The 15138-nt window shown below is 65.0% G+C and carries 15 protein-coding genes; 8 read left to right on the plus strand and 7 right to left on the minus strand.

Annotated elements, in window-relative coordinates; genetic code table 11:
- Positions 1-216: 216 nt before the first annotated feature.
- From mepA to modC, 4 genes are all read left to right on the plus strand, one after another.
- Positions 217-1161: a penicillin-insensitive murein endopeptidase gene (gene mepA / locus I6F28_RS21825; RefSeq protein ID WP_225140996.1), complete on the plus strand. Its 945-nt coding sequence runs from the start codon at positions 217-219 to the stop codon at positions 1159-1161.
- 366 nt (positions 1162-1527) lie between these two features.
- Positions 1528-2313 (plus strand): molybdate ABC transporter substrate-binding protein, encoded by a 786-nt coding sequence (gene modA / locus I6F28_RS21830; RefSeq protein ID WP_225140998.1) that lies wholly within the window; start codon positions 1528-1530, stop codon positions 2311-2313.
- Positions 2314-2380: 67 nt separating this feature from the next.
- The gene (gene modB / locus I6F28_RS21835) at positions 2381-3076 is read left to right on the plus strand and encodes a molybdate ABC transporter permease subunit (RefSeq protein WP_225141000.1); all 696 of its coding nucleotides are present in this window, start codon (positions 2381-2383) and stop codon (positions 3074-3076) included.
- Between the two features lie 2 nt (positions 3077-3078).
- Entirely contained in the window at positions 3079-3741 is a 663-nt protein-coding gene (gene modC, locus I6F28_RS21840; RefSeq protein WP_036014214.1) for a molybdenum ABC transporter ATP-binding protein, read from the plus strand.
- Positions 3742-3756: 15 nt separating this feature from the next.
- Here the strand turns inward: modC and I6F28_RS21845 are convergent, their stop codons facing one another.
- Positions 3757-4017: a PepSY domain-containing protein gene (locus I6F28_RS21845; RefSeq protein ID WP_036014215.1), complete on the minus strand. Its 261-nt coding sequence runs from the start codon at positions 4015-4017 to the stop codon at positions 3757-3759.
- A gap of 136 nt (positions 4018-4153) precedes the next feature.
- A complete protein-coding gene (locus I6F28_RS21850) occupies positions 4154-5947 on the minus strand; it encodes a potassium/proton antiporter (protein ID WP_225141002.1) in 1794 nt (597 codons plus the stop codon).
- A gap of 207 nt (positions 5948-6154) precedes the next feature.
- On the opposite strand from I6F28_RS21850, the gene I6F28_RS21855 reads away from it, so the two are divergent.
- From I6F28_RS21855 to radC, 4 genes are all read left to right on the plus strand, one after another.
- Positions 6155-7471, plus strand: a complete 1317-nt coding sequence (locus tag I6F28_RS21855) for a mechanosensitive ion channel family protein (RefSeq protein ID WP_225114606.1) — start codon at positions 6155-6157, stop codon at positions 7469-7471.
- A 120-nt stretch (positions 7472-7591) separates the two neighbouring features.
- Positions 7592-8410, plus strand: a complete 819-nt coding sequence (gene map / locus I6F28_RS21860; RefSeq protein ID WP_225141004.1) for a type I methionyl aminopeptidase — start codon at positions 7592-7594, stop codon at positions 8408-8410.
- 373 nt (positions 8411-8783) lie between these two features.
- Entirely contained in the window at positions 8784-10046 is a 1263-nt protein-coding gene (locus tag I6F28_RS21865; protein WP_225141005.1) for an adenylate/guanylate cyclase domain-containing protein, read from the plus strand.
- Positions 10047-10178: 132 nt separating this feature from the next.
- The gene (gene radC, locus I6F28_RS21870; RefSeq protein WP_225141007.1) at positions 10179-10892 is read left to right on the plus strand and encodes a RadC family protein; all 714 of its coding nucleotides are present in this window, start codon (positions 10179-10181) and stop codon (positions 10890-10892) included.
- A 5-nt stretch (positions 10893-10897) separates the two neighbouring features.
- On the opposite strand, the gene I6F28_RS21875 is transcribed toward radC, so the two are convergent.
- The 5 genes from I6F28_RS21875 to I6F28_RS21895 form a co-directional block, all read right to left on the minus strand.
- Entirely contained in the window at positions 10898-11674 is a 777-nt protein-coding gene (locus tag I6F28_RS21875) for a tetratricopeptide repeat protein (RefSeq protein WP_225141009.1), read from the minus strand.
- A 94-nt stretch (positions 11675-11768) separates the two neighbouring features.
- Complete coding sequence (locus I6F28_RS21880; RefSeq protein WP_036014220.1) at positions 11769-12491, minus strand: AprI/Inh family metalloprotease inhibitor; 723 nt, start codon at positions 12489-12491, stop codon at positions 11769-11771.
- A complete protein-coding gene (locus I6F28_RS21885; protein WP_057027479.1) occupies positions 12491-13480 on the minus strand; it encodes a 2-hydroxyacid dehydrogenase in 990 nt (329 codons plus the stop codon). Before I6F28_RS21885 ends, I6F28_RS21880 begins: the two co-directional genes overlap by 1 nt.
- Positions 13480-14298: an ABC transporter permease gene (locus I6F28_RS21890; protein ID WP_057027478.1), complete on the minus strand. Its 819-nt coding sequence runs from the start codon at positions 14296-14298 to the stop codon at positions 13480-13482. The genes I6F28_RS21885 and I6F28_RS21890 overlap by 1 nt, the downstream gene beginning before the upstream one ends.
- Positions 14295-15110, minus strand: a complete 816-nt coding sequence (locus I6F28_RS21895; RefSeq protein WP_225141010.1) for an ABC transporter ATP-binding protein — start codon at positions 15108-15110, stop codon at positions 14295-14297. The genes I6F28_RS21890 and I6F28_RS21895 overlap by 4 nt, the downstream gene beginning before the upstream one ends.
- Positions 15111-15138 lie beyond the last annotated feature (28 nt).

Genomic DNA, 15138 nt, shown 5'->3' on the forward strand with positions numbered 1-15138 from the left:
GCGCCTGAATCGGTTCCGAAATTGCGCGCGATTGCATGCGAACCGCAAAATTTTCTGCGCGCTGCGCACGAATTTTGGTCAATGCAGGATACGGTTATTACACCCTTAAGAAACGGCGGGTCGAGACGCGATTCGGGGCGCGCTGCGATGAGCCGGCGGCGGGCTCGTCGCCTCGTTCTTAACCCTGGTGCAGCATTGGGTTATAAGAGCGTCAGCATGAGTCGCCGCGGCATCACCCTCCTCCTGCTCTCGTTCGTCTGCCTGGGCGCCGGTGGCGCGCTGGCCCAGGACCGTGGCAGCATCAACCCGAAGCCGCTGCCGTCGCTCGCCAATCCCAACGACCCCGATCTCGCCGCCAAGGAATTGTTCGCGCGCAAGCTGCTGCCATCGAAGGGGCCGGCCCATATCATCGGCTCCTACACCAGGGGCTGCATCGGCGGCGCCGCGCAGATGCCGGTCAACGGCGACAATTGGCAGGTGATGCGGCTGTCGCGCAATCGCAGCTACGGTCATCCCGACATGATCGCGCTGATCAGGCGGCTTGCCGCGAAGGCGCACAAGGACGCAGGCTGGCCCGGCATCCTGGTCGGCGACATCGCCCAGCCGCGCGGCGGGCCGGCGCTGTCAGGCCATGCCAGCCACCAGATCGGTCTCGACGCCGACATCTGGCTGACGCCGATGCCGGACCGCCGGCTCTCGCGCGAGGAGCGCGAGGAAATGTCGGCGGTGATGATGGTGCGCCAGGACCGGCTCGACATCGATCCCAAGGTGTTCACGCCAGGCCACGTCCTGGTGCTGCGCGCCGCGGCGCGAGAGCCCGCCGTGCAGCGCATCTTCGTCAACGCCGCGATCAAGAAGGCGCTGTGCCGCGAGGCCAAGGGCGACCGCGCCTGGCTGTCGAAGATCCGCCCCTGGTGGGGCCACGACTACCACTTCCACATCCGCATGCACTGCCCGGCCGGGGCCGGCGAATGCGAGGGCCAGCCGTCACAGGCCGAGGACGAAGGCTGCAAGCCCGCCGATCTCGCCTACTGGTTCTCCGATGCGGTGCTGCACCCCAAGCCGCCGCCCGAGCCGCCCAAGCCGAAGCCGCCGATGACGCTTGCGCAGATGCCGGCAGCCTGCAAGGCGGTGCTGCATGCAGGGGATGTGAAGCCGTAAGGGCTCGCCCACGGACGTCGTCCCGGGGCGCGAAGCGAGCCCGGGACCCATAACCACAGGGAGTGATACTTGCGCGAAGCAGGTCACTCCGAGTCTTCGCCCAACGCAATCCTGTGGTTATGGATCCCGGGCTCGCGCTACGCGCGCCCCGGGATGACGAACTCGCCGGCCCGATAGAAGCTGGCCGACAAACGGCCGGCTTTGACCTGCGGCCACGGCCTGCTATGTTTGCACTGCGATATCCCCGCCGGCCGTAAGCCGTCGCCAGGGACCGTGGAACAGCGCGTCCGCCCGTCGCATCTGACCAGCCAACGCCAGATTTCGCGCGTGCAACCTTGCGCGCGCGAGCCCGCACGGAGCGCATCCATGTTTCGTCTGTCAGGACTTTTCACCGCCTTCGTCATTCTCGCCGGCACGGCCGTCGCGCCCGCCGCGGCCGAGGACAAGACCATCACCGTGTTCGCCGCCGCCTCGATGAAGAACGCGCTGGACGAGATCGACGCCGCCTACACCGCCAGGACCGGGGTCAAGTTCAGCGTCAGCTATGCCGCTAGCTCGGTGCTGGCCAAGCAGATCGAGCAGGGCGCGCCGGCCGACGTGTTCGTCTCGGCCGACACCGACTGGATGGACTACGCGATCGCCAAGAAGACCATCAACGAGCCTTCCAGAGTGAATCTGCTCGGCAACAGCATCGTGCTGATCGCGCCGAAGGATTCCAAGCTCGACAGCGTGACGATCGCGCCAGGTTTCGATCTCGCCAAGCTCGCCGGCGACGGCAGGATCGCGACCGGTGACGTCAGGTCGGTACCGGCAGGCAAATACGCCAAGGCAGCGCTGGAAAAGCTCGGGGCCTGGCAGGCGGCAGAGCCGAAATTCGCCATGGCCGAGAGCGTGCGCGCGGCGCTGACACTGGTCGCCCGCGGCGAGGCCGTGCTCGGCATTGTCTATTCGACCGACGCCAAGATCGAGCCGGGCGTGAAGATCGTCGGCACCTTCCCGGCGGATTCGCATCCTGCGATCATCTATCCGGTCGCGGCGACCAGCACTGCCAAGCCGGAGGCGAACGGCTATCTCGCCTTCCTGCGCTCGGCGGCGGCCAAGGCCATCTTGGAAAAATACGGCTTCAAGTTCCTGATCAGCCCCACAACCTGATTGTTGCGACCTGATTCCTGCAAACCTGATTTTGCAACCTGTTTCTGCGACCTGATATGACGGCTTGATGTTCGACATCTCTCCCGCCGAATGGACGGCGATCCTGCTTTCGCTCAGGGTCGCCGTCATTGCCACGCTGGTCGCGACGCCGTTCGGCATTGCGCTGGCGTGGCTGCTCGCGCGGCGTGATTTCTGGGGCAAGTCGGTGCTCGACGCACTCGTGCATCTGCCCCTGGTGCTACCGCCCGTCGTCACCGGTTATCTGCTGCTGCTCAGCTTCGGTCGCAAAGGCCTCATTGGCAGCTTTCTCGCCAACCATCTCGGCATCGTCTTCGCGTTCCGCTGGACCGGTGCTGCGCTCGCCTGCGGCGTGATGGCGTTTCCGCTGCTGGTGCGGCCGATGCGACTGTCGATCGAGGCGATCGACCGCCGGCTTGAGCAGGCTGCGGAGACCCTCGGCGCAGCGCCGTGGAAAGTGTTCTTCACGGTGACGCTGCCGCTGGCGCTGCCGGGCGTGCTCGCCGGCATGGTGCTGGGCTTTGCCAAGGCGATCGGCGAGTTCGGCGCCACCATCACCTTCGTCTCCAACATTCCAGGAGAGACCCAGACGATTTCGTCCGCGATCTATTCGCTGATCCAGACCCCCGACGGCGACGCCGCTGCGGGAAGGCTCGTGATCGTCTCGATCGTGCTCGCGATCGGTGCGCTGATCGCGGCCGAATGGTTCGCCCGCCGCGCCACGCAGCGGCTGCACGGGAATTGACCATGCTGCGCGTCGACGTCGAAAAACAGCTCGGTGAATTCTCGCTGTCCGCTTCCTTCAGCAGCGAGGGGCGCGTCATCGGGCTGTTCGGCGCCTCGGGCGCCGGCAAGAGCTCGCTGGTCAACATGATCGCCGGCCTGCTGCGGCCCGATCGCGGCACCATCGCGATCGACGGCGAGATCGTCGACGACACCGCGGCCGGCATTCACGTGCCCACTTACCGCCGCCGCATCGGCTACGTGTTCCAAGATGCGCGGCTGTTTCCGCATCTGAGCGTGGCGCAGAACCTCGACTACGGACGGCGAATGAACGGGCTTGCGCCCGATCCGGCGCAGCACAAGCGCATCATCGACCTGCTCGACATCGGCGCGCTCAGGGATCGCCGTCCCGGGAAGCTGTCCGGCGGCGAGCGCCAGCGCGTCGCGCTCGGCCGCGCGCTGCTGTCGAAGCCGCGCCTCCTGCTGCTCGACGAGCCGCTCGGCGCGCTCGACGAGGGCCGCAAGCTCGAGATCCTGCCCTACCTGGTGCGACTGCGCGACGAGGCCAATGTGCCGATGGTCTATGTCAGCCACGACGTCGCCGAGCTGCGCCAGCTCGCGACGCAGATCGTGATGCTGAAGCAGGGACGGGTGACGTCGTTCGGCGGGGTGAAGGTGCTGACGTGATCGGGCCAACCCCCGCTACCAGCCGCGGTCGACGTTTCGCACTTCGCCGGTCCGGGCATCCACATCGACCTCGATCCAGCGGCCGGCGCGGTCGCGGCCCTCAATCTGCCATTCGTCGCCGAGGAAGTTCGTGTGCGACACCGTCGCAACGCCAAGATCGGTCGCGACGTCAAGCGCAACCTGCATCGAGATCTGATCGCCGGTGTCGTAGGCCATAGCCGGCGCCGCTGCGCCCAGCACGAGGACAGTCGCGATCGGAAGGGCGAACTTTCGCATTGGCGTACTCCTGTCAGTCCAAAGTTCTATACAGCTTAGAACGAGAGGCAATGCGGAGCGTTCCGGATCCGGATGTCACGAAGCCGCGCAAAACTTCGGCGGTTGCGGCGATTTGGTGGCAGTTCCTCTTCGCAAGTCAAACTCCAGCGACTGAAGTCCAGACATCGGCGAGCTTCTTTCTCACGGCCTGCGCGCGGGTCAGCGGCGGCGGCGTTTCGTCTTCTTCCGGCAGACGCAGGCCGACGACGTTGACGCGGCCGCCGGAGATTGATCGTGCGACCAGCACGATCTCGTCCAGCGGCAGCTCGGCGCCCTCTTTCGGCGCGTGGTCGAGATGGACGTCGAAATAATCTGCCAGGGTCAGCTTGCCGTCGTCCTCGCCGACCTTCACACCGTAGATCGCGGCGAGCTCGGCGAGCGTGTGCTCGCCGGAGACCATGAAGTCGCCGAGCAGATGCGGATCGGGCGCGGTGCTCGGCTGCATGTCGACGAAGAAACGGTCGAGCGCTTCGGCCTTTTCCGGCGGCGCCAGCAGATAGATGTAGTCGCCCGGTGCGATCGGATCGGCCTCCGTCGGCGTCAGGATGTGCTCGTTGCGGATCACCAGTGTCGGCTTGGACCAGGACGGGATCAGGCCGCGACGGAAATACAGGCTCTTGGGTCGCACCGGATAGCCGACCAGCTGCTGCTCGAGCTGGCCGGGCAGATCGAGCTCGACGCGGCGGGGGCCGCGGTCGGCGCGGGGCAGCGCCACGTGCAGCTTGCGCGCGGCCGGCGCCAGGGTCCAGCCTTGCAGCAGAAGCGAGATGATGACGACGACAAAGGCCACGTCGAAATAGAGATAGGCCTTGGGCAGCCCGACCAGCATCGGGATCGAGGCCAGGAAGATCGCGACCGCACCGCGCAGGCCGGTCCAGGCGATGAAGATCTTCTCACGCCAGTTGAAGCGGAACGGCGTCAGGCACACGAACACCGCGAGCGGGCGCGCCACCAGCATCAAGACCAGCGCGACGGCGACCGCCGGCAGCACGCTGGAACCCAACCGGCTCGGCGAGACCAGAAGGCCGAGCAGCACAAACATCACGATCTGCGCCAGCCAGGTCGCGGCGTCGAGGAACGTCACCACCGAATTATGCGCGCGGGTCGGCCGGTTGCCGATGATGATGCCGGCGAGATAGACCGCGAGGAAGCCGGAGGCGTGCATGATCTGCGAGCCGCCGAAGATCACGAGCGCGGCCGTGGTCACGAAGGGCGCATGCAGGCCCTGCGGCAGGGCGACCTTGTTGAGCGCGATGACGACGAGGCGGCCGCCGATGACGCCGACGACGGCGCCCAGCACCGCCTCCTGGATGAACTCCATCAGCACATGGCCGGGCGAGCTCGATCCCAGCGAGATGTATTCGACCAGCATCAAGGTGAGGAAGATCGCGAAGGGATCGTTGGTGCCGGATTCCGCCTCCAGCGTCGCGCCGACGCGCGGGCGCAGACGCAGGCCCTGGGTGTGCACCAGGAGGAACACGGCCGCAGCGTCGGTCGAGGCCACCACCGCCCCGACCAGCAGCGACTCCGACCAGTTGAGGTCGAGCGCATATTTGGCGAACGGCGCCGTGACCAGCGCGGTCAGCAGCACGCCGACTGTCGCGAGCACCACGGACGGCGCCAGCACGGTGCGGATGCTGGCAAAGCGCGTGCGCAGGCCGCCGTCGAACAGGATCAAAGCGAGCGCGACGGAGCCGACCAGATAGGTGGTGCGGACGTCGTCGAACTGGAGCTGACCTGGGCCGGAATCGCCGGCGAGCATGCCGATGATGAGGAAGACGAGCAGCAAGGGCGCGCCGAAGCGCAGCGCAAGCAGGCTCGAGAGGATGCCGGCCATGACGAGGACGGCGCCGAGCAATATGGCGAGACTGACGGAGTCGAGGGAAGCCATCCACCTTCCGGGTAAGAAATCGCTGGAATTTCATCCTTATCGTCGGTGGACTCGCGCGCCAACCCATTTTCGCGCTTCGCGGCAATCTGCCCGTATTTTACGGCCTTAACGCGCTTCACTTCACGGTGTATCGATGGCCCGGCCGCGTCCTTTGTGGGATTGTCGGCGCCCTCGAATCAATTCCTCCCCGCTTGCCGACGAGACCCGATGGACATGGACCTCAAAGACTTCATGGAGTTCGTGCAGACCACCGCACGCAGCGTCGGGGCAGAATTCTCCTCACCCTGGTTCTACCTGCAATTCGGCCTCATCCTGGCCGCCGCCGGCATCGCCTATGCCGCGGAGGCCGCCATTCGCAGCCGTGCCGACCTGACCTCGCTGGCGATGCGCTGGCCGCTGCCGCTCCGGCATTTCGTCCGGGTCATGGTCGCCAGCGCCTCGACGGCGGTGTTCACGCTGCTCGTGATCGTCTCGCGCGTGGTGATGTATCACGCGACCTGGCCGAGCCGTTCCTATCTCCTGATGGTCGCAGCCAAGCTTGGTTTCGCATGGCTCGTGATCCGGCTCGTGACCTCGGTGCTGCGCAACGCCTTCATCGTCAAGCTGGTGTCGATCACGGCATGGTTCATCGCCGCGCTCTCCATCGTGGGCCAGCTCGATGCGACGGTCGACCTATTGGATTCCTTCGCGATCGTGCTCGGCGGCCTCAGGCTGACCCCCCTCCTGGCGCTGAAGGCCGGCGCGCTGCTGCTGATCGCACTCTGGCTCACCAACATCGCCAGCAATTTCGCCGAGAGCCGGATCAATTCGACCACCGACCTGACGCCGTCGGTGCAGGTGCTGCTGGTCAAGATCATCCGCATCGGGCTGCTCACGGTCGCCATCGTGATCGCGCTCGGCGCGGTCGGAATCGACCTGTCGGCGCTCGCGGTGTTCTCCGGCGCGGTCGGCGTCGGCATCGGTATCGGCCTGCAGAAGATCGTCGCCAATTTCATCTCTGGCATCATCCTGCTCGCCGACAAATCGGTGAAGCCCGGCGATCTCGTCACCATCGGCGACAACACCGGCCGCATCAGCGCGATGAAGACGCGCTATATTTCCGTCGCTGCCGGCGACGGGCGCGAATTCCTGGTCCCGAACGAGGATCTGGTGACGCAGAAGGTCGTTAACTGGACCTATACCGACAAGAACACGCTGGTGAAGATCGCCTTCGGCACCAATTACGACGCCGACCCGAAGCTGGTTTGTACGCTCGCCGCCGAGACCGCCGCCGCTCATCCGCGCGCGCAGAAGGGCAAGCCCCCGACCTGTCTCCTGAGCGAGTTCGCGGAAGCCGGGATGAAGTTCTCGCTGACCTTCTGGATCGCCGACCCCGACGGCATGGACAAGGTCAAGAGCGACGTGATGCTGGAGCTGTGGGACGCCTTCAAGCGTGAGGGCATCCGAGTTCCCTATCCCGTCCGCGAAATCCGCATCCGCGGCGGCGCCCTGCCGGTGGAAACCGCCGTGGAAGTGCCGAATTAGGTCACTTTCACCCCCCAAGCAGGCCCTTCGGCTTGCATGAAGCCTGCCAATCATTAGATTGGGGCCTGAAATCAAACCTTTCCACCGACATCGAGATCAGCCCGAGAAGACCTGACACGCATGAGCTATGTCGACGCCACCGAGACCTCCCTGCGCAAGACCGGACAGATCAAGCTGCACGGGCCTGCCGCCTTTGCCGGCATGAGCAAGGCGGGCGCGCTGGTGGCCAGGTGCCTGGACGAGCTCACCGACATCGTCGGGCCGGGCGTGCCGACCTCCAGAATCGACGAATTCGTCCGCGACTTCGCCTTCAGCCATGGTGCCTATCCGGCGACGCTGATGTATCGCGGCTACCGCTACTCGACCTGCACCTCGCTCAACCATGTTGTCTGCCACGGCATGCCAGGCGACCGTCCGTTGAAAGAGGGGGACATCGTCAACATCGACGTCACCTTCATCGTCGACGGCTGGTATGGCGATTCCAGCCGGATGTATGCGATCGGCCCAATTGCCCGCAAGGCGGAGCGGCTGATCGAGGTGACCTATGAAGCCATGATGCGCGGCATCGCCGCGGTGAAGCCCGGCGCCACCACCGGCGACATCGGCCATGCCATCCAGAGCTTCGTCGAGCCGCAGGGCATGAGCGTGGTGCGCGATTTCTGCGGCCATGGTTTGGGGCGCATGTTCCACGACGAGCCGAACATCATCCATATCGGCCGGCCCGGCGAGGGCGTGCAGCTCAAGCCCGGCATGTTCTTCACCATCGAGCCGATGATCAATCTCGGCAAGCCGCACGTGAAGATCCTGTCCGACGGCTGGACCGCGGTGACCCGCGACCGCTCGCTGTCGGCGCAGTTCGAGCACTCGGTCGGCGTGACGGCGACCGGCGTCGAGATCTTCACGCTATCGGCGCGGCACGGCGAGAAGCAGATCGGGTGAGCCCGGTGCGTCAGCTATTGCTAGCGGCGGCCCCCTTTGGCGGGTGGCGATTCTGCCTTTGCGCACCAACGCGTCGAGGACGCGCTTACTGACCTAGGCCCGAGTCCGGGTCTCGGTTGATCGTCCCAGATCTTGCCTTCGCCAGAAGGCCCCCCACAACAGCGCTGAGACGCACGCGACGGGCAACAGGCGGCCGACGTCGAGGTGAAAGCACGTGCATGATAGGAAAAGCATGACCACAATCACGTCGGTTTCGCTGACTGCGCAGGGAGTCGCACCTTTCCATGATCCGCCTCCGGTGTTCTAATGCAGGCGTCTTGACTGGGCATGGAGATATGGTCATGGCGGGTTCTGTCGAGCGGTGGCGGACGACATGAAGATCTACCTGCCGGACAACGAGCAGGCGCGGCAGCAAGCCCTCGAAACCTATCGCATTCTCGATACGCCGCCGGAGATCGCCTATGATGAACTGGCGGACTTGGCGGCGCAGATCTGCGGCTGCAGCGCCGGGCTGCTGACCTTCCTCGACGACAAGCGACAATGGCTCAAGGCCAAGTGCGGCCTGCCGCCTGACCTTACGCACGTGCCCAAGGAGATCTCGATCTGCCAGGCGACGATCTGCCATGACGATCTCATGTATGTGCCTGACCTCACGAAGGATCCGAGGTTCAGCGATTCGCCGTTGGTCGCCGGCGAGTTCGGGCTGCGCTTCTATTGCGGCATGCCGCTGATCAGCGAGGAGGGATACGCGCTCGGAACGCTGTGCGTCATCGATTTCGAGCCGCGCGAGCTCAGCTTCGAGCAGCAAGAAGCAGTGCGGCGGATCTCGCGTCAGGCCGTGGCTCAGCTCGAGCTCAGACGTAGACTCCGCGAGCGCGACGAGATGCTGGCCGAGCTCGACAAGGCGCGCGCAATGGCGGAGGCGGAGCGGAGCAAATCAGATGCGCTCCTGCTCAACATCCTCCCCCCTGCGATCGCCGAGGAGCTCAAGGCCAACGCGAAGGTGCGGCCGCGCTTCTACCAGTCGGTCAGCATCCTCTTCGTCGATTTCGCCGACTTCACCCGGCACGTCGAGGCGATCGAGCCGGCGCAGGTCGTGCACCAGCTCGACGAGTACTACAGCACGTTCGACGAGATCATTGCGCGCCATCGGCTCGAAAAGATAAAGACCATCGGCGATGCCTATCTCTGTGCCGGCGGCCTGCCCGAGATCAACCGGACGCACGCTGTCGATGCCGCGCTGGCGGCGCTCGAGATTCAGGACCTGCTCGCCAAGGCGAACCGTCAGCGCGAACGGCTGAGGCTGCCGCTCTGGATGGCACGAATCGGCATCAACACCGGCCCGGTCATCGCTGGCGTCGTCGGAACGCGCAAGTTCAGCTACGATATCTGGGGCAACGCGGTGAACGTCGCCGCGCGTCTGCAGGCGGCCGCCGATCCCGGACGGATCAACATTGCCGAGGCGACCTGGAACGTGGTCAAAGCGCGCTTCACCTGCGAACCGCGCGGCAGCATCGAGGTGAAGGGCAAGGGGCCCACCCCGATGTACTTCCTCGATCGTATCAGGCCGGACCTGGCTGCCGATCCCGCAGGCGTCGTGCCCAACGATAGCTTCTGGCGTCACCAGGGCCCATGATCGCCAGCTGAGACGAAGGGCGGGAAAAACGGTCGGCTGATCATCATCCGCTTCATGCCGGAAGCGCACCTATGCAAGGCGCGCGCAATTGACGGTTGCAAAAACCACCATCCCCGGCAATGCTGGCGGCCGATGCCCGCCAAGCCGGACCACGACAAGAGCAGACCTGACGACACGCCGCATTATCTCGGCCATCGCGAGCGGCTGCGCGAGCGCTTCTATAGCGCGGGCGCGGATGCGCTCAGCGATTACGAGCTGCTCGAGATGGCGCTGTTTGCCGCGCTGCCGCGGCGCGACACCAAGCCGCTGGCGAAGACGCTGATCAAGACCTTCGGCTCGTTCGCCGAGGTCGTGCATGCGCCAGTGGCGCGCTTGCGCGAGGTCGAGGGGGTCGGCGAGTCCGCGATCAACCAGCTCAAGCTGATCGCCGCGGCCGCGCATCGCGTTGCCAAGGGCGAGGTCAACAGCCGCAACGCGCTGTCATCCTGGAACGAGGTGATCGCCTATTGCCGCACAAGCATGGCGTTTGCCGACAAGGAGCAATTCCGCCTGCTGTTCCTGGACAAGCGCAACCAGCTGATCGCCGACGAGGTGCAGCAGACCGGCACGGTCGACCACACCCCGGTCTACCCGCGCGAGGTGATCAAGCGCGCGCTCGAGCTGTCCGCGACCGCGCTGATCCTGGTGCACAACCACCCCAGCGGCGATCCCTCGCCCTCGCAGGCCGACATCCAGATGACCAGGGCGATCATCGACATCGCAAAACCGCTCGGGATTGCCGTGCACGACCACATCATCGTCGGCAAGAACGGGCATGCGAGCCTGCGCGGAATGCGGTTGATCTAGGCCAATCAGAACGCCTGGTTCTTGGCGGCTTTCAAGTGGTTTTCCGCGGCTGTGATGCCGGCGAATGCCTTCAGCGTCAGAGCGGTCGGTTGCGGCTTCCATTCCGCAACCAGTTTCTCGGCCTTCTCGAGCTCAGGCTTCGATAACATCGAAGCCATCTCGTTGACATTCTTGGCCGGCGCCACCTTCGACAGCTTGAAATAGGCATACGACAGGGACACGTCCCTCGGCGTGCCCTTTCCCGCGGAATATGCGCGGGACAGGCTGAAGAGGGCGCTAGGGAGCCCCTGGTCGCCGGCCATCTTCCACCACTTCAGCGCTTCTTCCCTATTCCCTTGCCGGTCATACATGAGAGCGAGATCGTGCTGGGCACGCGCGTAGCCGGCCTTGGCGGACACAAGCTTGTACTTCAATGCCTGATCCGGATCCGTTGCGACGACGCCCACGCCTTGCCCGTCATAATAGCAGCCGAGCTTATAGGCTCCGAGCGGATCGTTGGCCGCGGCCGATTTTTGAAACCACTCGAATGCCTGGCTGCGATCCTGCTGTGTGCCGATGCCGTTATTGTGCATCATGCCGACATGATATTGCGCCTCCGCATCTCCGCGATTGGCCAACGCGACCATCGCATTGAAGGTGCGGCTGTCATTCGCGCTGGCGGGCGCCGCGACAAGCAGAAGGCACGAAAAGGCCAGGGCAACGAATTTCATGTCAAAGCCCGATCGAGTTTGAACGATTCCTGTCTTGGTCTCTCCAGATGCGAGAAAAGTTCGAGCCGGCAATATTCCGGGGTCAAGGCGATTTTTGGCCCATCCGAGTTCGTCCCGTCAGGGCACGACCAAACGCCGCACCGCCTTAGCGGTCTCGGCCGACGCCCTACTGCCTCAGCATGATCAGGGGATCGGCGGTGTCGGGGACGCGGCGCCACTGCGCGTTGTCGTCGGCCTCGAACTGCCAGGCTTCGCCGGATTTCGACATCAGGATGATCTGGCCGCGCTCGAGGCGCCATTGCGTCGGGTTGAACTGCGCGATCGTGGCGTCGCATCTCGGCTTGAGGAAAACCTGGAAATTGTCCGCATCAGCCTCGGTGTTGGTCAGCGTCAGCCCGCACACCGGCTGGCCGTTGCGGCGCACCATCGACCAATCGCCGATCATCTGGTCCATTGACTTCGCCATCGAGCGCGCGGCGGCGAGATCCTGCAGGATGTAGACGCCCTCGCCCTGGCGCAGGCCCTCGAAGATGCCGGCCTCGACCTCGGTGAAGTCGATCACGGCTTCGCCGGTCGCATCCTGCAGGCGCACGATGTCGAGGCCCCTCACGCTCCAGGCCACGATGTCCTTGGTGAAGGGCAGCGCGGTCTTGCAGGACGGCTCCAGCTCCAGCTTGAAACCCTGGCCTGCGGCGTCAGCCTTCAGCGTGACGACGCAGGTCTTGCTGCGCTCGGTGGTCGAGAGCTCCCATTGTCCGGGCATCTGCTTCTTCAGGCTCGCCGCATCCTGCGCATGCGCGATGCCGATCGCGGCCAAGGAGGCCGCGACGGCGCCGATCGCGGCCAGGCAGGCCGCAACGACATATGCGAGAAGGCGACGAGCGATCATCAGCGTCCCTTGACCGGCGTTTCCGCAACCGGCGTCAGCGGCGCCTTGCCGGCGAACCAGGCCTTGAGATTGTCGACCACGAGCTGGTCCATGGCGTTGCGCGTCACCACCGAGGCCGAGCCGATATGCGGCAGCAGCACGACGTTCTGCATGGTCTTGAGCTCGTCGGGCACGTTCGGCTCGGCCGCGAACACGTCGAGCCCGGCGGCGAGAATGGTGCCGGATTTCAGCGCCTGGATCAGCGCCGGCTCGTCGATCACCGAGCCGCGGGCGACGTTGACCAGCACGCCGCGCGGGCCGAGCGCCTTGAGCACCTCTTCATTGATCATCTTGTTGGTGCTGGCACCGCCGGGCACGATCACAACAAGCGTGTCGACCGCTTTCGCCATCTCGATCAGGTCAGGATAGTGCTTGTACGAGACGTCCTTGGAGGGATTGCGGGAGTGGTAGACCACCGGCACCAGCGAGGCATCTAACCGGCGCGCGATGGCCTGGCCGATCCGGCCCATGCCGACGATGCCGACCTTGCGGTCGCGCAGCGAGCCGACGCTGAGCGGATAGTTCTGGGTCTGCCAGAGCCCGGAGCGGACATAGCGGTCGGCCTTGATGAACTCCCGCAAGGTGGAGATCAGAAGGCCCATCGCGACGTCGGCGACCTCCTCGGTCAAGACGTCGGGCGTGTTGGTCACGATAATGCCGTGCTCGGCCGCATATTTGGCATCGATGTGGTCGTAGCCGACGCCGAAGCTCGCCACCATCTCCAGCTTCGGCAGCTGCGACAGCGAGTCCTTGTCCGCACGCACGGTGTGGTAGGTCACCGCGACGCCGCGGATCTTGTCGCGGACCGCCGGCGTCAGCCGCTCGAGATCGCCGCGCGTCTCTGCCTTGTGCACGACGAAATGATCGGAAAACCCGTTCTCGAGGATCGGCCGCACCGGCCCATAGATCAGAAGGTCGATCTTTTCGGACGAAATCGAACCGGCAGCCATCAGTTTTCCTTTCCAAGCGCGCTCTCATGCCAGCGCCGTAAAACGAGGTGGGAAACTAGCGCCAGCACCCCATAGATGACAATCCCGGCCAGCGACAACAGAAGCAGCGCGGCGAACATGCGGGGTATGTTCAAGCGATAGCCTGACTCGGCGATCCTGTAGGCGAGCCCGGAGCCGGCGCCGGCCGTTCCGGCCGCGATCTCGGCCACGACCGCGCCGATCAGCGACAGGCCGCCGGCGATGCGCAGGCCCCCGAGAATGTAGGGCAGCGCCGCCGGCAGCTTGAGGAAGCGCAGGGTTTGCGGCTTCGATGCGCCATAGAGCTGGAACAGGCCGGCGAGGTTGCGGTCCACCGAGTTCAGCCCGAGCGTGGTGTTCGACAGCACCGGGAAGAAGGCGACGATGAAGGCGCAGACGACCACCGCGGTCTGCTGCTCCAGATAGATCAGCAAGAGCGGCGCGATCGCGATGACAGGCGTCACCTGCAGCACGATTGCATAGGGGAACAGCGAATATTCCACCCATTTCGACTGGTTGAACAGCAGCGCCAGTGCGATGCCGCCGATGCTGGCGGCGACAAAACCTTCGAGCGTGGTGACAAGCGTGGTCGCCAGCGATTGTGACAGCACCGCCCAGTCCTTGATCAGTGTCAGCACGATGACGGAGGGCGCCGGCAGCACGTAAGGCGGGATCTCCCTGATGCGGACCACGAGTTCCCAGGCAAAGAGGCCGGCTGCGAAGACGATGACGGGCAGCACGAAGCGCATCGCGCGTTGCGCGCCGGACGATTTTGCGGGCACGGGAGCTTGAGCGTTCATAGCGTCGACTGCCCCGAATAGGACGGCGCCAGCGCGGCCGACACGCGTCGGCAATAATCGGAATAGGCCGTCGAGGTGCGAAACTCCTCGCCCCGCGGCTCGACCGTCTCGATGCGGATGTCGGCCTGGATGCGGCCGGGGCGCGCCGTCATGACGACGACGCGCTGCGACAGATAGACGGATTCGAACACCGAATGGGTGACGAAGATGACGGTCTTGCGTAAGCCTCGCCACAGCGCCAGCAGATCGTTGTTGAGGCGGAAGCGCGTGATCTCGTCGAGCGCGGCGAACGGCTCGTCCATCAGCAGGATATCGGGATCGGTGACGAGCGCACGCGCCAGCGACACCCGCATCTTCATGCCGCCGGAGAGCTCGCGCGGAAAGCTATCTGCAAAATCGGCAAGGCCGACGCTCGCCAGTGCCGCGTCGGCACGCGCGCGCCCCTCCGCTTTCGGCACACCGCCGAGCTTCAGCGGCAGTCGCACGTTCTCACGGACGTTGGCCCAGGGCATCAGGGTGGGCTCCTGGAACACGAAACCGATACCGTGGCCCGGCTGCGGCACGCCCTCTTGCCGTGCCACCCGCACCGTGCCCGACGACGGCGCGCTGAGCTCGGCGATCAGCCGCAACACTGTCGACTTGCCACAGCCGGAGGGGCCCAGCAGCGAGATGAACTCGCCCTTGCGGACGGCAAGGTCGAACGGGCCGAGCGCCATCACGCCGTTGTCGTAAGTTTTCGTCACGCCACGCAGGCTGACGGCGAGATGCGTCAGGCTGGCCTCGACGGCGGGCGCGGTTCTGCTCTCTGTCATCACGCGCTGAACATGGCGGGGCACGTCA

Origin of the sequence: Bradyrhizobium sp. NBAIM14, from assembly GCF_020193895.1 — a bacterium.
GTDB lineage: Bacteria > Pseudomonadota > Alphaproteobacteria > Rhizobiales > Xanthobacteraceae > Bradyrhizobium > Bradyrhizobium yuanmingense.